We start from the raw sequence: 22,112 nt of genomic DNA, 5'->3' as shown, positions 1-22,112 counted from the left end.
ATGGCAAAGAGCGGACAGAAAAAGTTAAAAGAATTTGATTTTGAAAATCCAAAGCTCTATATCAACAGGGAACTAAGCTGGATAAGCTTTAACGCAAGAGTTCTCTCGGAGGCGGAAGATACGGGGAATCCGCTGTTTGAAAGGCTTAAGTTCCTTAGCATATCCGCAAGCAATCTGGATGAGTTTTTCATGGTAAGAGTTGCTTCGCTCAAGGATATGATAAATGCGGAGTACAGCAAACTCGATATTTCTGGGCTGACTGCCAAGCAGCAGCTTGATGCCGTTTTACGTGATCTTCACAGATTTGTTGATCATCAGTACGGGATCTATAACGATATGCTTATTCCTCTTCTTAGAAAAGAAGAGCTGTTTATCTGTAATCCCGCGGATCTTTCGAATAAAGACAAGGATTATCTCAGCAGATATTTTGATGAATTTGTTTATCCGGTTCTTACTCCGATGGCGGTTGATTCATCGAGACCTTTTCCGCTTATCAGAAACAAGACGCTCAATATCGGTTCTCTTTTAAAAAAGAAAGAGGGAAAAGATGACGTTGATTTCGCGACTGTTCAGGTTCCGGATGTTCTTCCGAGAGTAATTGAACTGCCACAAGAGTACGAAGATGATACAATAAGAAGAGTTGTTCTTTTGGAACAGCTTATCATGACATATGTCGACAAGCTTTATCTCAACTACGATGTTATTACCAGCGCACCGTACAGAGTTGAGAGAAACGCCGATCTTTCTATTGATGAGGATGAGGCGGAGGATCTTTTAAAAGAGATAGAGAAGCAGATCAAGCGTCGCCAGTGGGGACAGGCGATAAGACTTGAAGTCGACAAGAGTATTGATAAAAAGCTCCTTAAGTTTATATCGGGTGAGCTGCAGGTTGACGACAACGAGATATTCTCGGTAAACGGACCTCTTGATCTTACGTTCCTTATGAAGCTTTATAAGCTTGACGGTTTTGACGAGCTCAAGGAACACAGCTATAAGGCGCCTCAGCCCGTTCCTGAATTTGATAACGGAGAAGATATTTTTGAAGTTATAAGTAAGGGCGATGTTCTTATGCATCATCCTTATGAGACTTTTGAAAATGTCGTTAAGTTTGTTGAACACGCCGCTGTTGATCCCAATGTACTTGCGATCAAACAGACACTTTACAGAGTCAGCGGTAATTCTCCGATCATTGCGGCTCTTGCAAAGGCTGCTGACAACGGCAAACAGGTAACGGTTCTGGTTGAGCTGAAGGCAAGATTTGATGAAGAGAATAACATCGTTTGGGCCAAGATGCTTGAGAAAGCTGGCTGTCACGTTATTTACGGACTTGTAGGACTTAAGACTCACTGTAAGATCACGCTTATAGTAAGGCGTGAAGAGGATGGTATTAAGAGATACGTTCATCTTGCAACGGGTAACTACAATGATTCGACGGCCAAGCAGTATACGGATGTCGGATTCTTTACCTGCGCACCGGCGTACGGTGAAGATGCGACCGCTGTGTTTAATATGCTTTCCGGTTATTCGGAGCCTCTTTCTTGGAATAAGCTTTCGCTTGCTCCTTTGTGGCTTAAAGACAGGATCATCGATCTTATAAAAAGAGAAGAAGAGCATGCGCTTTCCGGTGAGCATGCAAGGATCATCGCCAAGATGAATTCCATCTGCCACAAGGAAGTTATCGCAGAGCTCTACAGAGCAAGCTGCGCCGGCGTTAAAGTCGATCTTATAGTAAGAGGAATATGTTGTTTGAAAGCGGGAGTACCTGATGTTTCCGAGAATATTACGGTCAGATCGATCGTCGGAAACTTCCTTGAACACAGCAGGATCTTTTATTTTGAAAACGGCGGAAGTCCTGAGTACTACGCAAGCAGTGCAGACTGGATGCCTCGTAACTTGGAGCGCCGTGTTGAGATCATGTTCCCGGTTGAAAACGATAAGCTTAAGGCTAAGCTTTGGCACATACTCGATCTTGAACTAAAAGATACCGAGAAGGCACATGTCATGAATGAGAACGGTGTGTATGTCAAGCAGTCAACTCTTTTGCCTGAAGGATCAAAGAGGATCAATTCACAAAAGATTTTCGGAGATGAGGCAGAGAAGCTTGCGACAAAATCAAACACACAAAACTCCAGAGTCTTTGTTCCCGAGATGAATCCGGACAACAGGTTCTGAGAGAAAAGAGATATTAAAAAGGAGAGAGGATTTACAGTACAATGCGTTATATTTTGGCATCGGGGTCACCCCGAAGAAAGGAACTTTTATCCAAGGTTCTTAAAGAATTTGAGATTATACCCGCGCAGGGTGATGAGACAACCGACAATGTCAGACCCAATGATATGGTTGAGGAACTATCATTCAAAAAAGCTTCAGAGATTTTTCACAAAATTTTTAGCGAAGATGGGGAAATGCCTGTTGTAATAGGCGCGGACACAGTCGTATCATATAATTATAGAATACTCGGTAAGCCTAAAGACAGAGTGGAAGCGAGAAAAATGATTTCTTCTCTGCAGGGAGACGAGCACACGGTCTTCACAGGGGTAACCGTCTTTTACGGAAAGGACGGGAAGGAAGAGCACTTCTCATTTTCTGAGGAGACTCTTGTATACGTGACATCGATGACCGATGAGGAAGTTGAAGCTTATCTTTCTACAGGAGAAGCAGACGACAAAGCAGGCGCTTACGGTGTTCAAGGTGATTTCGGTAAATTCATTAATGGAATCAGAGGAGATTACTACAACGTAGTCGGACTTCCAATCGCAAGGCTTTACAGAGAAATGAAAAAAAGAGGTTTGTTATAAGCGGAGGTTTTGTATGCACGAGTATGATGAAGCGGTTTTGAAATGTTTTCTTGAGAATCAGGGACAGCTTTTTCCTGAGAATGTAGCAGAGAACATGGAAGAGGCGGAGGCCTTTTTGGAGGATTCCATGGCGGTTGTTGTTGACGGTGCCGATGAAGTTATGGAATACTTTGAAGAGACAGGCGTTGACGTGGAAGATGACAACGTGCTTGATGCAGATGAGGTTTTTGACATAGGAGATGGCAGATATCTCATTGTAGAGGCTTGACGATCGGAGTTTTGTAATATGAGTATATCCGCTAAAAAAATATTTTTCTTTGATCTTGACGGGACTTTGCTTACTTCAGGTAAGCAGGTCTCCGAAAAGACCATGGATGCCCTTAAAAAGTTTGTTGATGCAGGTAATCATTTCTGCATCAATACAGGGCGGGCTATAGACAGCGCTAAGGCTGTTGCATCCGACCTGGGACTTAATTTTAAGGGCTCTTTTTTATGTGGTAGTGACGGAACAGAGATCTATGATGTCGACAAGGGCGATTACGTCTACAAGGTAGGTGTTCCGCTTGATCTTATAAGACCCATATTTGATCTGGCAAAAGAATATGATGTTCATATTCACGCTTATACGGAGACTCATCTTGTTTCCTTAAATGACGGCGAGTGCATGAAATACTACAGAAGAGTTATAAAGACTCCGCTCATTATTACTGATGATATTTTGAAAGAAGTAAAGACGCCTCCGTCAAAGCTATTATCCGTTGAACTTCATGACCATGACAAACAGGAGCGCTTCAGAGAGGCGCTTCATAAGATGACTGGTGATGTGCTCACAACTCTTTATTCCAATCCGTATTATCTGGAGATTTTTCCCGCTGAAGCAGGAAAAGGAAGTGTTGTAAAACGTCTTTCGGATTATCTTGGGATTCCGATCGAGAACACTTATGCCGCGGGCGATGAAGAAAATGATATTTCAATGTTGCAGGCCGCAGGCTGCGGAATTGCTATGATAAACGGCAAGGATAACGTGAAGGCTTGCGCCGATGTCATCACTAAGGAAGACAACGACCACGACGGACTGGCGGAGTATATACTGGGGGCAATATAAATGAGAGCAGTAGATTTACATACACATTCGAATAATTCCGACGGAACTTTTACCGTCAAGGAACTGATGGATTATGCATATAAAAAAGACTTGGCGGCGATCGCACTCACCGATCACGATACGGTAAAGGGGCTTGACGAAGCAATAAGCTATGCGGAAAAGCATTGCCCGGGACTTGAGGTTATTCCGGGAGTTGAGGTGTCGACCGTAAACGAAGGCAAGGATTGCCATATCGTCGGGCTTTATATCGATCATCACGATGAGACTTTTCTTAATAGGTTAAAAGAGCTTCATGATGTACGTGAAAAAAGAAATGTTGAGATCGCAGCAAACCTTCATAATATCGCAGGCTTTGACTTTACCTATGAAGACGTTCAAAAAGAATTCCCGGGAGCGGTTATAACCAGAGCTCATTTTGCAAAATATCTCTGGGAGAAGGGGTATGTCGGAAGCTGGAATGAAGCTTTTGACAGGTATATAGGTGAGGGTAAGCCTTGCTTTGTTCCTCCTAACAGGATTGATCCCGAGATCGGCGTCAGATATATTCTTGATGCGGGCGGCGTTCCCGTTCTTGCGCATCCCATTTTGTATCATCTTAGCGACGAGAAGCTGGAGGCTCTGGTTTCAAGACTTAAAGATGCAGGACTTATGGGAATAGAAGCTATTTATTCAACTTATGATTCACGTGATGAGAGACAGATAAAAGAGCTTGCAAAAAAATATGATCTTTTGATAAGCGGAGGATCGGATTTTCACGGAAAGAATAAACCCAAGATCGATCTTGGCTGCGGCTTTGGAAAGCTGTTTATTCCTGAGGATGTGCTTGATGCGATCAAGGCTGCGAGAGGTTGACAGAGCACGCGTTTTTGTGCTTTAATGAATTAAATTGTGAAAATTCAGGGGGCAATATTCCATGAGTGAAAATAATAAGATACCTTATAAGATTTATTTAAGTGAGGACGAGATTCCCAAGCAGTGGTACAACGTAAGGGCAGATATGAAAAATAAGCCCGCTCCGCTTCTTAATCCGGGAACACTTGAGCCGATGGGCTTTGAAGATCTTCGTCCCGTATTTTGCGATGAGCTTATTAAGCAGGAGCTTGACGATACAACTCCTTATATCGATATCCCGCAGGAAGTTCAGGACTTCTACAAGATGTACAGACCTTCACCTCTTGTAAGAGCATACTGCCTTGAGAAGGCACTCGGAACACCTGCCAAGATCTATTACAAATTTGAAGGTAATAACACAAGCGGAAGCCACAAGCTTAACTCCGCTATTGTTCAGGCATATTATGCCAAGAAGCAGGGACTTAAGGGTGTTACCACAGAGACCGGTGCCGGTCAGTGGGGAACAGCTCTTTCAATGGCATCTGCATATCTTGGAATTGATTGTAAAGTATACATGGTTAAGGTTTCATATGAGCAGAAGCCTTTCAGAAGAGAGGTTATGCGTACATATGGCGCAAGCGTAACTCCTTCACCTTCAATGGATACTGAGATCGGACGCAAGATCAACGCCGAGCATCCCGGAACAACAGGTTCGCTTGGATGTGCAATCTCAGAGGCTGTAGAAGTTGCAACCAAGACAGAAGGCTACAGATATGTTCTTGGTTCGGTTCTTAACCAGGTACTTCTTCATCAGACAGTTATCGGTCTTGAGGCTAAGGCCGCACTTGATAAGTACAACATCACACCCGATGTCATCATTGGATGTGCAGGCGGCGGATCCAACCTCGGCGGACTTATTTCTCCTTTCATGGGTGAGAAGCTCAGAGGAGAGAAGGATTACAGAATTGTTGCTGTTGAGCCTGCAAGCTGCCCGAGCTTTACAAGAGGTAAGTTTGCATATGACTTCTGCGACACCGGAATGGTATGTCCTCTTGCCAAGATGTACACACTCGGAAGTAACTTCATTCCTTCTGCAAACCATGCAGGCGGACTTAGATATCACGGCATGAGCCCGATCCTTTCACAGCTCTATCACGATGGCTATATGGAGGCTATTTCTGTTGAGCAGACATCTGTATTCGAAGCAGCTCAGCAGTTTGCAAGGGTTGAGGGTATTCTTCCCGCACCTGAGTCAAGCCACGCTATCAGAGCAGCTATCGATGAAGCTCTTAAGTGCAAGGAGACGGGAGAGGAGAAGACAATTCTCTTTGGTCTTACCGGAACTGGATATTTCGATATGGTTGCATATCAGAAGTTCAACGACGGCGAGATGACAGATTACATTCCTACGGATGAGGAGCTTGCAAAGAGCTTTGCAACACTTCCTAAGGTTGATTGATTAGCTTCTTTGGTTTAGATGAAATAACAAAAGAGGAAAATGTCATTATAGGGCATTTTCCTCTTTTTTATATGTTTGCTATTATTCCTTTTCGATATTCCATCTGGTACTGCTTGGGCGAGACACCGACTTGCTTGGTAAATGTACGCGAGAAATTGGAATAGTTGTTAAAGCCTGATCGATAGCACGCTTCGTATGCGGTATTTCCTTCGCGAAGGAGCTTACCTGCAAGGTCGATCCTTTTAGCTATGACGTATTGTGAGATCGAAAGTCCGGATATCTTTTTCACACATCTTGAGATGTATGTTCCGTTACTGTGGATCTCTTTTTCCAGGATCTTAAGTGAGATATCGCCTGTGATATGCTCATCTATATAGTTAAATGTTCTCTTTACGATTTCAGGCATCTTATCTTGAGCAATGCCGATATCGTTTCTTTTATATTTCTTATTGAGCTTGACCATGATGATCTTCAGATATGCCATGGCAAGAATGACTGATTCGGGAGTAGTGTTAAACAGGTTCTCCTGAAGCTTTGTGCTTAATTGGTTGATCTCTTCAAGTTCGTCTTCATCAAGGTGGACCGTATGTATCGCCTTATCGTTATATGGTTTAAAACAGCTGTTTAAGTTGCAATGCTGGGTTGAAGCCTTTTCTATAACTTCTTCGCTGACATTTATAACGATCCTGTCGTATACGCCGGGAGTTGTCAGCTCGCCTCTGTGAAATACATATTTGGGCACGAGAGCAACATCTCCACGTTCCATTTCAACACCTGAATTCTCAGTAAAAAAGTTCAGACAACCTTCTTTGATGATAAGGATCTCATGACACGTGTGATTGTGCATATCATTCGTTCCGTCAAGAGGATCGGTTATCGTCTTGACTTCGCATACAAGCTCAGAACCCATGGCTTGATAAAGTTTTCTTCCCTTTTCGCTCATAATCATCCCCGTGAATCATATTTTGAAAGTATTATATCGTGATTGAGAATATATCACAATGATAAAAATTGCGCAAAGTGATGTATGGTTTGTACAGTTTTATATATCTTTTTTGTTGCATAGTGCATAAAACCATAAAAATAGATATTTATTATCTCGAAACTCGATCAGATTTTGCAATATTTTAATCATATCAGTAAAAGTGAAATATACGATGAAGTGATAAAGTGAGCTTAGAAAAAGTTTGGAGGAGAAGGAAAGTGGGTAAGAATAAAGCGTTTAAAGCGCCTAAAGCAAAGTTTGACAAAGTCTACTTCAAAAGATATTACCAGCTGTATCTTTTGCTGGCACTTCCTCTGATATATCTTTTGATCTTCAAGTACGTTCCCATGTGGTACATACTTATCGCATTTAAGAAATACAGTATTGTGCTTCCCGTGCATAAGATGGCATGGGCTAAGCATAACGGTATGGAGTTTTTTATCAAAGCCTTTAAGTCTAAGGATTTCCTCGTAGCACTAAGGAATACCATAATGCTCAATTTAAAGGATCTGATCGTCGGATTCCCCGTACCTATCATTTTTGCTTTGATACTAAATGAGCTTAGAGTGAAGAGATTTAAAAAGGTAGTGCAGACCATTACATACATGCCGCATTTCCTTTCATGGGTTGTTATATACGGTCTTGCGCTTCAGCTTTTTGCTCCTTCAACGGGACTTGTAAATCTCTTTGTTGAAAAGCTTGGCGGAAACTCGATCAACTTTCTTGGAGAACCCGGAAACTGGGTCAGAACTTATATTGGACTTGGTATCTGGCAGAGCTTTGGTTGGAACTCGATCATTTATCTTGCAGCGATCGCGGGTATTTCACCGGATCTTTATGAAGCGGCGAGCGTGGATGGTGCTTCGCGTTTCCAAAAGATGTGGCATATAACACTTCCGGGGATTCGTTCCACAATAATCGTGCTTCTTATCATGGCACTTGGAAATATCATTGGTTCCGGATTTGACCGACCTTTTGCAATGGCAAATCCTACCGTTTTAGAAAAAGCAGAAGTTATCGCAACATATGTTTATAAGGCAGGTATCAAAGGTTCTCAGTTTTCTCTTACCGCCGCGGTTGGTCTTTTCCAATCGGTAGTAAATGTATTCTTCTTGTTAGGCGCCAACTGGTTATCAAGAAAGTTTGGCGAACGCGGAATCTGGTAGGAGGTAAAAAGAGATGGAAGAAAGCAGAGTGGTTCATTCCACCGGTAGCAAGATCGGGGATGCGATATTTATTCTTATATGTTTGATTATTTCCCTTATGTGTATCATCCCGATGATAAATCTTTTGGCAAAATCCGTTTCGGGAACTGATTATCTTATCAGAAGAGAAGTATATTTACTTCCCAAGGGACTAAACTTTGACGCATATATGCATGTTCTTAAGGATGCCAAATATATAAGAGCATTTGTATGGACAGCTTTTTTGACTGTTATCTGTACTTTATTGTCACTTACAATGACGATGCTTTGCGCATATCCTCTTATATTCGAAGGACTTAAGGGAAGAAAGATAATAAATATTTTCGTGACTATAACGATGTTTTTTAATGCGGGAATTATCCCGAATTACCTTCTTCTTTTCAGAATGGGTATGCTCGATACGCCATGGGCGCTTATTGTTCCGAGTTGTATGAGTGTTTATAACGTTATCATCATGAGGAGCTTTTTTTACGGAATACCCGAATCACTTCGTGAATCGGCTCAGATTGACGGGGCGAGTTTTATAAGGATTCTGGTAAGTATTTATGTTCCGCTTTCCAAGCCTGTTATGGCAACACTGGCTCTTTTTTATGCGGTTGGAAGATGGAACGGTTACTCAGATGCGCTGATGTACATTAAGGATAAAGATCTTTATCCTTTGCAGCTTCTTTTGTACAACATCTTAAAGAACATTAACGCGGTTGAAGTCGCAACGCAGGAGGGCTTTACGACTCCGGGACTTAACGAGGCGATCAAGTGCGCGATAGTTATGTTCTCGACGATTCCGATCATTTGTATTTATCCTTTCCTCCAAAAGTACTTTATTTCGGGAGTTACTTTGGGAGCGGTAAAGGAATAAGGCATAGCTACGGATTTTTTTATAAAAAACTATATAAATAATGGGAGGTATTACATGAAGAAAAAAGTTTTATCTTTTTTGCTTGCATGCGCTATGACGTTGTCACTTGCCGCATGCGGTGACAAAACTGCAGGTGAAGCTGCCACAGCGCCGAAGGCAGACGGAGAGAGCGCTGCAGAGGCAGGAGCTTCGGAGCTTACAGACGGTAAGTTTGCAGAGACAAGGCACATAACTGTAGAGGTTTATGACCGTAACAACGACGGTGGTTCCGATCCTACCAACAATGCTTACACAGAATATATCAAGAAGGGAATGCTTGAAAAGCACAATGTAGAGGTTGAGTTTGTTGCTATTCCCCGTTGGACAGAGGTTGATGAGATCAACACTCAGCTTGCTGCAGGAACTGCACCCGATGTTTGCGTGACTTATTCATATCCTACGGTTAAGGCTTATGCGGATATGGACGCAGTGATCGATATGAGACCTTATATTGACAATTATAAGGACGAGCTTCCCAATCTTTGGAACTGGCTCGGTGAGACTAATCTTTATTGGAACTCTGATCTTAACGACGGTACAACATGGGCAATCGAAGCTAAGCTTGCCAACATGAACCGTGTTATTACATTCATTCGTAAGGACTGGCTTGATAAGCTCGGACTTAAGGAGCCCACAACCAAGGAAGAGTTCCATGACGTTCTCGTAGCTTTTAAGGAGAATGCGGATACACTTCTTGGATCTGATGCAAACAAGATGGTTCCTTATTCGGTTTCTTATGATGTGGGCTGGAGAGCAGCTACTCTTATCGAGTCTTTCCTTGATCCCGATATTTCCGATAAAGAGTACTATGTAAACGGATTTGATGACAGAAAGATCTGCCAGAACGGCACAAAAGATGGTGTTAAGCTCCTTAATGAGTGGTATAACGAAGGACTTATGTGGAAGGATTTTTATCTCTACGGCTCAGGCGATTCAACCGAGGATGATATGATGAAGGCCGGATATGTAGGTGCATTCACGCACAACTGGGATTATCCTTGGAGAAACGGTGAGGATTCTATCGCAGCAAACCTTAAGAGACTTGTAGGCGATGATGCCAAGTATATTGCGATCGATCCTTTTGAAGATAAGAAGGGTGGACACAACAAGTTCCTTGCCGGACCTATCGACAGAAAGATTTTCTTCCCGGCAACCAACGATGAGCCTCTTGCATCGATGCTTTATCTTGATTATATTTCAAGCCCTGAGGTTATCGAGTTCCTTCAGGTCGGAGAAGAGGGCGTTACTCACAACGTTCTTGATGACGGCGGATATGAGATCCTTGCAGCAACAGGAGATGCTATCCAGAATTCCGGAATGAACATCGATTATACGATTACATGTAACGGACTTCACCTTACAAATGAGGATCTTACAAATAAGTCACTTGCACATACATATGCAGGTGTCGATCCTCAGGATATTCTTGATGCCGACAAGATCGCAAAGACAGACACAAGAGTAGGCATTAACGTTAATGTCGGTGATATAGAAGCAGAGACGGGCGCAGGTGATACTCTTACAGCAAAGAGAGACACATGCTTTGATAACGCAGTTAAGGCTCCTACAGCAGAATTTGATGCTACTTGGGAAGCAGGCCTTTCCGATTATCTTTCATCAGGCGGACAGGACATCATCGATGAAAGAACAGAGAAGTGGGATTCAGTTTATTCTTCTGAAAACATAAGATGATAAGGCAATGATACAATAAGACGTTTAAAAAAAGCCCTCGGTTTTACATTAGAGATGATGTAGAACCGAAGGCTTTTTATATTATTTATACGTTAGCGATAACGCCTTTTCTGTATTCTATCTGGAACTGTTTGGGAGATACTCCGACTTGCTTTGAAAAAGTACGAGAGAAGTTGGAGTAGTTATTAAAGCCCGATTGGTAGCAAGCTTCGTTAGCCGTGTTGCCTTCGCGAAGAAGTCTGCAGGCAAGTGCGATCCTTTTGGCTATGATATATTGGGAGATCGAAAGTCCGGATATCTTTTTTACACATCTTGAGATGTAGGTACCGTTGTTGTGGATCTCGTTTTCCAAAGCCTTGAGAGTGATCTCTTCCGTAAGATGCTTATCTATATAGTTAAAGGTCCTCTTTACGATATCGGGCATCTTGTCTTCAGCAAGAGAAAATTCGTTTTTTCTGTACTTTTTGTTTATAAGAACTAGGATCAGCTTGAAATATGCATCTGTAAGGATTTCCGATTCAGGTGTAGAGCTGAACAGGTTATCTTTTAACATAGAACTGTATCTGTCGATCTCTTCAAGCTCTTCCTCGGTCAGATGAGCAGTATGGATGTGCTTATCATTATATGGTTTAAAGCATTTGTTCAGATCGTATTGCTCATATGAAGCTTCTTCCAAGATGTTCTCGGTCACGTTTATAACGATCCTGTCGTATTCTTCGGGAGTCAGTATTTCGCCGCGATGGAACTTATACATGGGGATGAGAGCGATATCTCCGCGTGTCAATTCAATTCCGGCATGATCTGTAAAAAGATTGAGCCTTCCGTTTTTTACGATGAGGATCTCATGATTGGTGTGATTGTGCATGTCTGTAGTTTGATCAAACGGAGCGCTAACATTCTTTATCTCACATAACAGCTCTGCGCCCAGTGAATGGTAGGATCTTCGCCTTTTCTGTTCCATATTTTTTCTCCCTGTTTTTGAATAAATGTATTATATCGTGAAAACGTACATTGTTCAATGAGAAAACATTGCGTTTTCTGATGTAAAAAATATATTATTTAGCGCACTTTTGCCCCAAAACGCCTAAATTCCGAATAAATATCGCTTAATGCTATTTTTTATTAAGTTATTTGACGCAAAGTTCTTATCAAATAAGTGGACGGAATTTAGACGGCGTTTTGATATATTGAAGCCAGCAAAAAACATATATAAATTTTGGGAGGCTTCTATGAAGGATAATCGTAAGCTTTTGGCCAAAATGTGGAATTATCGCTGGTTATATCTGATGCTTGTTCCTATATTGGCATATTACGTCATTTTTAAATACATACCTATGTATGGCGTAACCATAGCGTTTAAGGACTATAACGTATTTAAAGGAGTTCTTGCAAGTCCTTGGTGCGGATTTAAAGTTTTCAATAAGCTTTTTGCCAATAAGAATTTCTGGCACGCCGTACGCAACACACTTATTCTTAATTTTGCAACACTGCTTGTGAGCTTTCCGCTTACGATCATTGTATCGCTTATGCTCAATGAAGTAAGGAGCGCGGTATTCAAGAGAGTTACACAGTCTATTCTTTATCTTCCTCATTTCATTTCTTGGGTAGTTGTTGCTGCTATTTCAGTAAATATGTTCTCTGTAACAGACGGTACGATCAACATGATCGTTGAGAGAGCAGGCTTTAAAGCAATTCCTTTCCTTTCTGACAATACTTGGTGGGTAGTTACCTACGTTATATGTAATGTGTGGAAAGAGATTGGATGGGGAACAATCATATATCTCGCGGCACTTACCGGTGTTGATGAGAGCTTGTATGAAGCTGCTTATCTCGATGGCGCGACCAAGTTCCAGAGACTTATCTACATCACACTTCCATCAATTAAATCAGTCATAGTGACAATGCTCATATTACAGATTTCCAAGATGATGACAATTGGCCTGGAGGCACCACTTCTTATCGGTAACAAAAAGGTTCTCGGTGTATCCGAAGTTATCAGTACATATACCTACAGAATAGGTATTGAGAGAGCAAAGTACAGCGATTCTACGGCAATCGGACTTTTTCAGTCTGTATTCAACATCATTGTACTTGTTCTTGCCGATAAATTTGCCAAGCTCATCGGCGAAGACGGAATTATCTAATCTAGGAGGCTTATATGACGACAAAGAAAAAACTGTCGGTAGGACTGGTTATAAACGGAATAGTACTTTTTATCATAGGTTTTATATGCTTGTATCCGTTTCTGAATGTGCTTGCTTATTCGATGAGCGGATACAATGCGGTTCTATCGGGGAAGGTTACTTTTTATCCCATTGATTTTAATATTGATGCTTACAGACAGATTCTCGGAAAGACACAGATCTGGCTTGCTATGAGAGCAACGACAATAGTAACGTTGCTTGGAACGGCGCTATCACTAATCCTTACTATCTTTGCGGCCTATTCATTATCAATTAAGGATCTTCCGGGAAGAAAGGCGTTCACGGTATTTATTCTTTTCACAATGTATTTCAGTGGCGGAATGATTCCGACATTCATTGTTGTAAAGAGTCTTGGAATGTATGACACATTGCTTTCTCTGTTTTTACCACAGGCGATCAATGTATTTAACTTTATTGTTATGCGTACTTTCTTTAGGAATCTTCCGGAGAGTTTGGCAGAAGCGGCAAGAATAGACGGTGCTTCTTATATGACGATACTGTTTAAGATTGTGCTTCCTCTTTCTATACCGATAATTGCTACGATAGGTCTTTTTTATGCGGTTGCATATTGGAACACATATTTCGATGCACTTCTTTATATCAAGAGTCCTGAGAAATATACATTACAGCTACGACTAAAGAGTCTTTTGTTTGAAGGAGAACTCAACAACTCCGGTGCCAATGTGGAAGGTATCGGTACTCAGGTTATGACGCAGTCACTTAAGATGGCAACTGTTGCGGTTTCTACAATGCCTATTCTTTTGGTTTATCCATGGCTGCAGAAGTACTTTGTTAAGGGCGTTATGATCGGTTCAGTCAAAGGCTGATCCTGTCTTAGCTTTTATAAATGCGAAAGGAGCAAAATATGAAAAAGAGAGTTATTTCTTTGGTACTTGCAACAGTATTTGCAACTACCATGCTTGCGGGGTGCGGCATCGAGAATAAGCCTGAGGCGGGCACACCAAGCACAAACACAGCTGACACAAAAGATGAGGGAGGACAGGATACTGCCGAAACTGATACACCCAGTAAGTATCAGACAACTTACGGCTCTAAGCAGTTTGATAACGTAACTATCACTGTAGAACTTTTCGACAGAAGTAATGCACCAGACGGTTCGACAATTACTGACAATAAGTGGACCAAGTATGTTAATGAGCAGATGAATAAGGTTGGTATTAACGTAGAGTTCGTACCTGTTCCCAGATGGGATGAGGTTACCAAGATGCAGGCACTTGTTCCTGCAGGTGAAGCTCCAGACCTTACACTTACATACACATATGCATATGCGGAAGACTATTTTAATCAGGGTGGAACATGGGATCTTTCAGAGTTTGTAGACGGAAAAGATCAGGCTCAGAACTTAAGAGCTTATATCGGAAGCGACGTTCTTGATATCGGACGTAACTCAGACGGAGCACTTTACGGAATCGTAGCAAAAAGAGCGACAACAGCAAAGAGTAACTACTTCATTCGTAAAGACCTTCTTGATAAGCTCGGACTTGAGGTTCCCAAGAGTCCCGATGAGCTTTACAACTGCCTTGACAAGATGGTTCATGAGAATCCCAACGGCGACAAGAATGCAGTTGGTGCTATCATCTGGAACGGCTGGAACTTAAAGGAAGTATTCTCAAAGATCGCCAACGATCCTCTCAAGAACAATATCTGCGGCGGCGGTGAGGAAGTTATCCAGGATTACTATGATCCCGGTATGCGTGACTACTATAAGTTCATGAATAAGCTCTACAACAACGGACTTCTTCATCATGAGTACTACACACTTAAGGAAGATGACTTCAAGAGCCAGATCGTATCAGGTAAGCTTTGCTTTGCCGAGTACAGTGTAAACGGTAACGTTGACGTTCTTCGTGGTTCACTTCTTAAGACACTCAGAGAGAATGTTTCAGATGCTGACTTCGTTTCTATCCCTCAGTTTGCAAATGTAAACGACGGACAGGTATACAACGCAGGTTACGGCGAGGGTGGTCTTATCGCATTCTGCCCCAAGACTGCAGACGAAGAGAAGGTTGAGGCTTGTATGACATACCTTGACTGGATGTGCACAAAAGAAGGTGGTTTCGTTCTTTATCACGGATTTGAGGGCGAGAACTACAACATGGTTGACGGCGTTCCTCAGGTGATCGATGCTGAGTTCAATGCACAGGATAAGGACTGGATCCGTACAGATATCTTCCTTACAGGTAACCAGGGATACTTCGAGTCTGTTGAGGACTTCAACAAGTGTACAGCTAAAGAGGCTCCCGGCTTCGAAGATTACGTATTACAGAACTATGAGCTTGCTCTTGAAGGAAATGTTATCCACGATGCATCTTGGACATCACCTTCAACTGCTGACCTTATCACTGACCTCAACATCGCAAAAGATGATTATCAGGTTAAGGTTGTAACATGTCCTGAGGCTGAGTTCGATGCTACATACCAGGAGTACATGGATGAGCTCAAGAGCATCGGTATCGATACTATCATCGACGAGCGTACAGAGTACTACGAAGGAAAGCAGTAATAATTTTTCCAAAATGAATTTAATTTAAATTTAAGCGGGGATGGCAGCGTTTATACTGTCACCCCGCATTTTTAAGGAGAGAAGATGAGTAAACAAGACGGAATGAATTATGCACCAAAGGGGAAGCCGAGCCCTGTTGTTAAAGACGGTGAGTTCTGCATTGCTGCAATTGCACTTAATCACGGACATATATACGGAATGTGTAACGGTCTTATCGAAGCCGGAGCAACTCTTAAGTGGGTATATGACGACGATGAGAAGAGAGTTGAAAATTTTGTAAAGACTTATCCCGGAGTTAAGGTTGCCAAAAGCGAAAAAGAAATCTTGGATGACCCTGAAGTTAAGCTTGTTTGCTCTGCAGCTGTTACCAGCGAAAGATGCCCTTTGGGGATCAGGGCTATGAAAGCGGGGAAAGACTATTTTACAGACAAGGCTCCTCTCACAACTTTGGAACAGCTTGAGGAAGCCAAGAAGACAGTAGCCGAGACCGGTAAGAAGTACATGGTTTATTACAGCGAGAGAATTCATGTGGAATCGGCTGTATATGCAGGACAACTCATAGAAAGAGGTCTCATCGGAAAGCCTGTTCATGTAGACGGCTTCGGACCTCACAGGATCGGAGATCCTAAGGGAAGACCCGATTGGTTTTTTGAAAAAGAAAAATACGGCGGAATCCTATGCGATATAGGAAGCCATCAGATAGAACAGTTCTTATTCTTCTGCGGAGAAGAGAACGCGCACGTTGCTTACAGTGAGGTTGCCAATTATAATCATCCCGATCATCCGGGCCTTGATGATTACGGTGATGCGATCGTTGTTGGTGACAACGGCGCAACACAGCACTTCAGAGTGGATTGGTTTACTCCGGACGGACTTTCAACTTGGGGAGACGGACGTACCTTTATCATCGGAACCGATGGATATATCGAAATCCGTAAGTACGTAAATGTCGGAACAAATGACGGAACGACAGATCACGTTTTCCTTGTTAATAAGGACGGAGAGCAGCACTTTGAGGTCGCAGGTAAGGTGGGATATCCTTTCTTCGGACAGCTCATACTTGACTGCATCAACAGAACGGAAAATGCAATGACACAGGCACATGCGTTTAAGGCAGCCGAGCTATGTGTAAGAGCACAGATGCAGGCGGTAGACTTAAGTCGCCGTTCATGATAGCGCAATATCCTTGAAAATAATAAGCGATAGGAGAACATACTAATGATAAATGTAGCAATAGTCGGAACGGGTAATATTGCAAACATGCACGTTAAGGGACTTCTTGAGTTCCCCGAAAGATGTAAGATTGTTGCTCTTTGCGATATATATCCCGAAAAAGCCGAGGCGATGAAAGAGAAATACCAGATCAAAGACTGCGAGATCTTTGCTGATCATAAAAGCATGCTTGAGTCTGATGTAAAGATTGATGTTGTACATGTTTGTACACCTCCTTATGTTCACAGTTCGATCAGCATCGACAGCATGAATGCAGGTTGCAACGTACTTTGTGAAAAGCCTTTGGCAGCCAGCATTGAGGAGTGCAATGAGATGCTTGAAGCTGAGAAAAAGAACGGTGTAGTACTCGGCGCGATAGCTCAGAACAGATTCAGAAACGGCGTATATAAGCTTAAGAAGCTACTTGACAGCGGACTTGCCGGAAAGCTTTGCTTTGCAGAGGTAGAATCCGCATGGTGGAGAGCTCATTCATATTATGACCTCTGGTGGAGAGGAACTTGGGAAAAAGAGGGCGGCGGCCCCACACTCAATCATGCCGTTCATCATATCGATATGCTCAACTGGATGATGGGATGCGAACCCACAGAGGTGATCGCAATGCTTTCAAACGTAATGCACGACAATGCTGAGGTAGAGGATATTTCCGTAGCATGTGTTAAGTACAAGGACAACAGCATGGCTAGGATCTTAAGCTCGGTTGTTCATCACGGCGAGGAGCAGGGAATCTCTCTTCAGTGCGAGAAAGCTAAGATTTCCGTTCCTTTTGATGTAAAAGCTGAGATCGGTCAGGCCAACGGTTTTCCTAAAGAGGGTGGAAATACTGAACTTATAAAAGAGATCACAGATTACTATAACAGTATTCCCGATCTTAAATATGAGGGACACACAGGTGAGATAGATAACTATCTTACAGCGCTTGAAAACGGAACAAGACCTCTTATCACAGGTGAGGACGGAAAAAGAACCATTGAACTTATCACAGCAATATATGCTGCCGGCATCATGAAAAAACAGGTTGAGATGCCTATTTCGATGGATTCTGAATTTGCTCATACAGGAACTATCGTTAATAAAGCTCCTCATTTCTATGAGAAAAAAGAGAGCGTTGAGAATTTCGCAGATGAATCTTTTACTGTAGGAAATTATAAATAAAAGACGGAGAAGCTTAAATGATCAAGTTTGCTATTGTCGGTATCGGTAATATGGGAAGTGTTCATGCGGGTAAGCTTTTTGAAGGCGCGGTTAAAGGGGCAACCCTTGCCGCGCTTTGCGACGCTGATCATGAAAAGATAGAGGCCGCAAAGGAAATCTACGGCGATAATATTGAGTATTATGAGGACTATCATGAGCTGATAAAGGCTAGGCCCGCCGATGTTCTTCTTATCGCGACTCCTCATTATCTTCATCCAATAATCGCAGAAGAAGCTTTTGAGCACGGATGGAATGTACTTACTGAGAAGCCGGCCGGTGTAGATACACTTTCTGTCGAAAGAATGAATGAAGCAGCAAAGAAGAGCGGTAAAGCATTCGGTATCATGTTCAACCAAAGAACGGATCCGCTTTATCAGGCGCTTCGCTACTATATCTCTATCGGAATGTTTGGAGAGATAAAGCGTTTTGTCTGGATAATCAGCAATTGGTACAGAACACAGGGCTACTACGATTCTGCGGGCTGGAGAGCTACATGGAAAGGTGAAGGCGGCGGAGTACTTATCAATCAGTGCCCACATAACTTAGATCTCTGGCAGTGGATGATCGGAATGCCTGCAAGTATACAGGCGCACTGTATCAAAGGTCATTTCCATGATATAGCGGTTGAGGATGATGCGACGATATACGCGGAGTATCCGAACGGTTCCACAGGTGTCTTCATCACTTCGACAGGTGAGTATCCCGGAACAAACCGTATAGAGATATCGGGAACAATGGGTAAGGCAGTTGCCGAGGACGGAAAGCTTAAGCTGTTTCTTTTGCACAGGGATGAAGAACTCCTTAGGCAGGAGAAGTACGGCTTTGTCACAGATGAGAAGGTAAGTAAGATAGAGCTTTCTTTCGGAACGGATAACAACGGCCATATCAAGATACTTCAGAACTTTACGGACCATCTTTTATCCGGAAAAGAGCTTATTGCGCCGGGATTTGACGGCATAAATTCTCTTATGATCAGTAACGCGGCGTATCTTTCAACATGGCTTGATAAGGAGATAGAGATTCCTTTCGATAAGGAGCTTTTTATAAAAGAGCTTTCGAAGCAAAAGGATAAGGATAAGCACGGAGGCCCCGCAGAGCATAAGCTCAGTACTGATACAGAATACTCGAGAAGATGGCAGGTTCACTGGTAAAACATATGATAAAATACTTTGTTGTCTATGATGCTTTAATGTGTTAAAATGGGCACTGTGTATTGTGAATTGCATCGCATTTTATGCGCGGTAATAAATAAAGTTAGATTGGAGTATTGTTATGAACATCGTATGTTTGGACCTTGAGGGCGTACTTGTCCCTGAAATCTGGATCGCATTTGCAAAAGAGAGCGGAATCCCTGAGCTTAAGAAGACAACAAGGGATGAGCCCGATTACGATAAGCTTATGAACTGGAGAATCGGAATCCTTAAGGAGCACGGACTTGGTCTTAAGGAAATTCAGGAGACAATCGCCAAGATCGATCCTCTTCCGGGAGCAAAAGAGTTCCTTGATGAGCTCAGAAAGACAACTCAGGTTATCATCATCAGTGATACATTTACACAGTTTGCAACTCCTCTTATGGAGAAGCTCGGATGGCCCACAATTTTCTGTAATTCACTTGAGGTTGCTGACAGCGGCGAGATCACAGGCTTCAAGATGAGAATCGAAAATTCCAAGCTTACAACCGTTAAGGCTCTTCAGTCTATCGGATATGAGACAATTGCAAGCGGTGACAGCTATAACGACCTTGCTATGATACAGGCTTCAAAGGCAGGCTTCCTTTTCCGTTCAACGGATAAGATCAAGGCTGATTACCCTGAGCTTCCGGCATTTGAAGAGTATGACGATCTTCTTGCTGCGATCAAGAAGGCACTTTGATATAAGTTCTTTTAAAATAAATAATAATAAGAGTTTGAGGAATCGTGTTCTTTTTAGAGCGCGATTCTTTTTCTTTATTCACGTGGGTTTGTGTTTTTTGAATAAAGAAGAATATAATAGAACTAGGTTTTGATTTCATGCACGAGGGGCATAATATGGCGAATGTGATCAATTATATAAAATGGAGAGGAGATCTGACGTTTGGAAGAGCTCCTTTTAATGAAGTTGATAATCTGGCGCTTTCTCTGCTTGTTTACAATGATTTTGAAGGAATCGTTCCGGGCAAGGATGAAGAGGGTAGCGTAACTGTAAAAAAGGCATCGGAAGAGTTTATTAAGAAGAATTCCATGGAAGGCGCGCCCAGGACTGACTTTGGCTGGGTGCCCTACTATATGAGATATTCCAAGAGATTTGGTGAGCTGCGCCTTTCTGATTATATTGATATCAATGATACCGAGAGAGATATGATGATCACGGCATTTACCGTACATCTTCCAAGCGGTGCTGTTTTTGTGGTGTTTAGAGGAACCACGATGGAAATTGATGACTGGAGAATGGACTTTCAGCTCAGTTTCGAGGAGATAAAAGCGCAGAAAGCCGCTGTTAAGTATCTTAATCATATCCTGAATAAGTATTCCGGTGATGTTTATCTCGGTGGACATTCCAAGGGCGGTAATCTGGCTCTTTATGCCGCTATGCATATATCTGATGATTATCAAGATAGGATAAAACATATCTACAGTAACGACGGGCCCGGCTTTTGCCCGGAGCTTATCGATATGAAGAAGTTTGAAGATATCAAATGGAAGCTTACGCATATCATTCCTACGTATAGCATTGTCGGCATGCTGTTTGAGCTTCCTGTTTCTCATAAGATAGTTGCTAGCGATGCAAATAAGCTTTTGCAGCATTCGGGAATGACCTGGCAGGTAGAGGGAGATCATTTTGTTACCAGAAAGCATGTGACTGAGGAGAGTGCCGGCCTTAACAGGGTTATCGACGATTGGATAGGTAATGCCACCATGGAGCAGCGTGAGGCTTTTACCAAAGATATGTTTGATTCGATGAAATCGGGCGGAGCGGTTTCGCTTGAAGATATATCAAAGAGCGGGATCCACGATTTCGGAACGATAATTCTTTCCGCCGCGGGCTCGGAGAGTAAGACCAAGATACTTTTTGGCAAATTCTTTGGCTCTTTGTGGCGTGAATTTGAGAAGATAAGGGTGCTTGAGGCGCTTAAGACTCAGCAAGGTCTTATTGATGCCTTCCTTATCGTACTTGGAATTATATTCTTATCAACGCCTCAGGATGTATATAACGTTATAGGCGGGGGAGTTGCGATTTCCTGCGCTATCTGGAGCGCAACGAGACTGATAAAGGCAGGCCTTCGAGAGGAAAAAGCCTTTATCAAGCGAGGTCGAATGGTATTTCACATATTTGTGCTAAGCTTTATGGTCTTTATCCTTTCAAATATCGAGAGAATACCTAAGTGGACCAATGCGCTTGTTTCCATAATTTTCTTTTATCTTGCGATTGCCAGTGTGTTCTATATAGTTAAACACAAGGATACCATCAAAAAGGGCGGAATATTCTGGATGATCACGATAGCCGTTATCAACCTCAACCTCGGAATAATCACCTTATTTATGCCTCAGCGCCTTAACTATGGTAAGTCCATAACGGTCGGAAGCTATCTGATACTTATCGGTATTGTAAGACTTGTCATTCAGATCCTGACCAAGAGAGGATTGCCCGAACGACCTGTCAATCCGTATGAAAATGAAGTGTAAGACTACTTTTTTACCGTAGAAAAATATCAAAGAAAAAGTACCGCCACCGGGATCCTGCCGCAGTGACGGTACTTTATAATTCTGAAAGGTTATTCATGTTCCCTTTCCTCCTTCACTCTTTATATCGTCTTATAGCTTTTCGGCTTTAGTTTTTCTTGTTAATTTCATAGTTTTCTAATATATCTTTAGGAATAGTTTATAAATTGATGCAATCAATGTTAACATTTATGTCAAAAACTATTGCCATTTCACTTTCCTGATATTATAATCAATAGAGATGGTTAAGGACTTTGTGCTCGTTTTGAGTATACTTATTTTGTAACAT

At 42.3% G+C, this 22,112-nt stretch carries 19 protein-coding genes; 17 read left to right on the top strand and 2 right to left on the bottom strand.

Features of this window, described 5'->3' with window-relative positions; all coding sequences use genetic code 11:
* The 6 genes from D6853_RS04845 to D6853_RS04820 all read left to right on the top strand — a co-directional run bounded on the left by D6853_RS04845 (position 1) and on the right by D6853_RS04820 (position 6,193).
* Positions 1-2,172, top strand: a complete 2,172-nt coding sequence (locus D6853_RS04845; protein ID WP_120656898.1) for an RNA degradosome polyphosphate kinase — start codon at positions 1-3, stop codon at positions 2,170-2,172.
* Positions 2,173-2,213: 41 nt separating this feature from the next.
* Entirely contained in the window at positions 2,214-2,798 is a 585-nt protein-coding gene (locus tag D6853_RS04840) for a Maf family protein (protein ID WP_120656897.1), read from the top strand.
* A 13-nt stretch (positions 2,799-2,811) separates the two neighbouring features.
* A complete protein-coding gene (locus D6853_RS04835; protein WP_120656896.1) occupies positions 2,812-3,066 on the top strand; it encodes a glyoxalase in 255 nt (84 codons plus the stop codon).
* 18 nt (positions 3,067-3,084) lie between these two features.
* Positions 3,085-3,903, top strand: a complete 819-nt coding sequence (locus D6853_RS04830; protein ID WP_120656895.1) for a Cof-type HAD-IIB family hydrolase — start codon at positions 3,085-3,087, stop codon at positions 3,901-3,903.
* Entirely contained in the window at positions 3,904-4,755 is an 852-nt protein-coding gene (locus D6853_RS04825; RefSeq protein WP_120656894.1) for a PHP domain-containing protein, read from the top strand.
* Positions 4,756-4,816: 61 nt separating this feature from the next.
* Positions 4,817-6,193: a TrpB-like pyridoxal phosphate-dependent enzyme gene (locus D6853_RS04820; RefSeq protein WP_120656893.1), complete on the top strand. Its 1,377-nt coding sequence runs from the start codon at positions 4,817-4,819 to the stop codon at positions 6,191-6,193.
* Between the two features lie 67 nt (positions 6,194-6,260).
* Here the strand turns inward: D6853_RS04820 and D6853_RS04815 are convergent, their stop codons facing one another.
* Positions 6,261-7,136, bottom strand: coding sequence for a helix-turn-helix domain-containing protein (locus D6853_RS04815; RefSeq protein ID WP_158588661.1), 876 nt, complete (start codon positions 7,134-7,136; stop codon positions 6,261-6,263).
* Between the two features lie 260 nt (positions 7,137-7,396).
* Here D6853_RS04815 and D6853_RS04810 point away from each other — a divergent pair, with 260 nt between their 5' ends.
* The 3 genes from D6853_RS04810 to D6853_RS04800 are packed head-to-tail and all read left to right on the top strand — an operon-like array spanning position 7,397 to position 10,973.
* Entirely contained in the window at positions 7,397-8,344 is a 948-nt protein-coding gene (locus D6853_RS04810) for an ABC transporter permease (protein WP_243108295.1), read from the top strand.
* A gap of 13 nt (positions 8,345-8,357) precedes the next feature.
* Positions 8,358-9,242, top strand: a complete 885-nt coding sequence (locus tag D6853_RS04805) for a carbohydrate ABC transporter permease (RefSeq protein ID WP_120656891.1) — start codon at positions 8,358-8,360, stop codon at positions 9,240-9,242.
* Positions 9,243-9,296: 54 nt separating this feature from the next.
* On the top strand, positions 9,297-10,973 hold the full coding sequence (locus tag D6853_RS04800) for an extracellular solute-binding protein (RefSeq protein WP_120656890.1): 1,677 nt from the start codon (positions 9,297-9,299) through the stop codon (positions 10,971-10,973).
* An 85-nt stretch (positions 10,974-11,058) separates the two neighbouring features.
* Here D6853_RS04800 and D6853_RS04795 read toward each other — a convergent pair whose 3' ends face one another.
* Positions 11,059-11,934 (bottom strand): AraC family transcriptional regulator, encoded by an 876-nt coding sequence (locus tag D6853_RS04795; protein ID WP_120656889.1) that lies wholly within the window; start codon positions 11,932-11,934, stop codon positions 11,059-11,061.
* A 268-nt stretch (positions 11,935-12,202) separates the two neighbouring features.
* Between D6853_RS04795 and D6853_RS04790 the strand changes: the two genes are divergently transcribed.
* The 8 genes from D6853_RS04790 (at position 12,203) to D6853_RS04755 (ending at position 21,787) form a co-directional block, all read left to right on the top strand.
* Positions 12,203-13,117 carry an ABC transporter permease gene (locus D6853_RS04790; RefSeq protein WP_120656888.1) on the top strand — a complete coding sequence of 305 codons (915 nt, stop codon included), beginning with the start codon at positions 12,203-12,205 and terminating at the stop codon, positions 13,115-13,117.
* A gap of 14 nt (positions 13,118-13,131) precedes the next feature.
* On the top strand, positions 13,132-14,004 hold the full coding sequence (locus D6853_RS04785) for a carbohydrate ABC transporter permease (protein WP_120656887.1): 873 nt from the start codon (positions 13,132-13,134) through the stop codon (positions 14,002-14,004).
* A 38-nt stretch (positions 14,005-14,042) separates the two neighbouring features.
* The gene (locus D6853_RS04780) at positions 14,043-15,701 is read left to right on the top strand and encodes an extracellular solute-binding protein (protein WP_120656886.1); all 1,659 of its coding nucleotides are present in this window, start codon (positions 14,043-14,045) and stop codon (positions 15,699-15,701) included.
* Between the two features lie 84 nt (positions 15,702-15,785).
* Positions 15,786-16,874 (top strand): Gfo/Idh/MocA family protein, encoded by a 1,089-nt coding sequence (locus D6853_RS04775; protein ID WP_120656885.1) that lies wholly within the window; start codon positions 15,786-15,788, stop codon positions 16,872-16,874.
* 45 nt (positions 16,875-16,919) lie between these two features.
* Positions 16,920-18,086, top strand: a complete 1,167-nt coding sequence (locus tag D6853_RS04770) for a Gfo/Idh/MocA family protein (protein ID WP_120656884.1) — start codon at positions 16,920-16,922, stop codon at positions 18,084-18,086.
* A 17-nt stretch (positions 18,087-18,103) separates the two neighbouring features.
* Positions 18,104-19,276 (top strand): Gfo/Idh/MocA family protein, encoded by a 1,173-nt coding sequence (locus tag D6853_RS04765; RefSeq protein ID WP_120656883.1) that lies wholly within the window; start codon positions 18,104-18,106, stop codon positions 19,274-19,276.
* A 121-nt stretch (positions 19,277-19,397) separates the two neighbouring features.
* A complete protein-coding gene (thrH, locus tag D6853_RS04760) occupies positions 19,398-19,997 on the top strand; it encodes a bifunctional phosphoserine phosphatase/homoserine phosphotransferase ThrH (protein ID WP_120656881.1) in 600 nt (199 codons plus the stop codon).
* Between the two features lie 155 nt (positions 19,998-20,152).
* Positions 20,153-21,787, top strand: coding sequence for an Mbeg1-like protein (locus D6853_RS04755; RefSeq protein ID WP_158588660.1), 1,635 nt, complete (start codon positions 20,153-20,155; stop codon positions 21,785-21,787).
* Positions 21,788-22,112 lie beyond the last annotated feature (325 nt).

This window comes from Butyrivibrio sp. X503 (genome assembly GCF_003625475.1).
Classification (GTDB): Bacteria; Bacillota; Clostridia; order Lachnospirales; family Lachnospiraceae; genus Butyrivibrio.
The sequence above is the reverse complement of the archived record's forward strand: the minus strand, read 5'-3'. Positions and strand labels throughout refer to the sequence as shown.

Bases quoted from the DNA above. Each gene is read 5' to 3' on its own strand.
- D6853_RS04845 (WP_120656898.1), top strand. From the start codon at position 1: ATGGCAAAGAGCGGACAGAAAAAGTTAAAAGAATTTGATTTTGAAAAT.
- D6853_RS04840 (WP_120656897.1), top strand. From the start codon at position 2,214: ATGCGTTATATTTTGGCATCGGGGTCACCCCGAAGAAAGGAACTTTTA.
- D6853_RS04835 (WP_120656896.1), top strand. From the start codon at position 2,812: ATGCACGAGTATGATGAAGCGGTTTTGAAATGTTTTCTTGAGAATCAG.
- D6853_RS04830 (WP_120656895.1), top strand. From the start codon at position 3,085: ATGAGTATATCCGCTAAAAAAATATTTTTCTTTGATCTTGACGGGACT.
- D6853_RS04825 (WP_120656894.1), top strand. From the start codon at position 3,904: ATGAGAGCAGTAGATTTACATACACATTCGAATAATTCCGACGGAACT.
- D6853_RS04820 (WP_120656893.1), top strand. From the start codon at position 4,817: ATGAGTGAAAATAATAAGATACCTTATAAGATTTATTTAAGTGAGGAC.
- D6853_RS04815 (WP_158588661.1), bottom strand. From the start codon at position 7,136: ATGAGCGAAAAGGGAAGAAAACTTTATCAAGCCATGGGTTCTGAGCTT.
- D6853_RS04805 (WP_120656891.1), top strand. From the start codon at position 8,358: ATGGAAGAAAGCAGAGTGGTTCATTCCACCGGTAGCAAGATCGGGGAT.
- D6853_RS04800 (WP_120656890.1), top strand. From the start codon at position 9,297: ATGAAGAAAAAAGTTTTATCTTTTTTGCTTGCATGCGCTATGACGTTG.
- D6853_RS04795 (WP_120656889.1), bottom strand. From the start codon at position 11,934: ATGGAACAGAAAAGGCGAAGATCCTACCATTCACTGGGCGCAGAGCTG.
- D6853_RS04790 (WP_120656888.1), top strand. From the start codon at position 12,203: ATGAAGGATAATCGTAAGCTTTTGGCCAAAATGTGGAATTATCGCTGG.
- D6853_RS04785 (WP_120656887.1), top strand. From the start codon at position 13,132: ATGACGACAAAGAAAAAACTGTCGGTAGGACTGGTTATAAACGGAATA.
- D6853_RS04780 (WP_120656886.1), top strand. From the start codon at position 14,043: ATGAAAAAGAGAGTTATTTCTTTGGTACTTGCAACAGTATTTGCAACT.
- D6853_RS04775 (WP_120656885.1), top strand. From the start codon at position 15,786: ATGAGTAAACAAGACGGAATGAATTATGCACCAAAGGGGAAGCCGAGC.
- D6853_RS04770 (WP_120656884.1), top strand. From the start codon at position 16,920: ATGATAAATGTAGCAATAGTCGGAACGGGTAATATTGCAAACATGCAC.
- D6853_RS04765 (WP_120656883.1), top strand. From the start codon at position 18,104: ATGATCAAGTTTGCTATTGTCGGTATCGGTAATATGGGAAGTGTTCAT.
- thrH (WP_120656881.1), top strand. From the start codon at position 19,398: ATGAACATCGTATGTTTGGACCTTGAGGGCGTACTTGTCCCTGAAATC.
- D6853_RS04755 (WP_158588660.1), top strand. From the start codon at position 20,153: ATGGCGAATGTGATCAATTATATAAAATGGAGAGGAGATCTGACGTTT.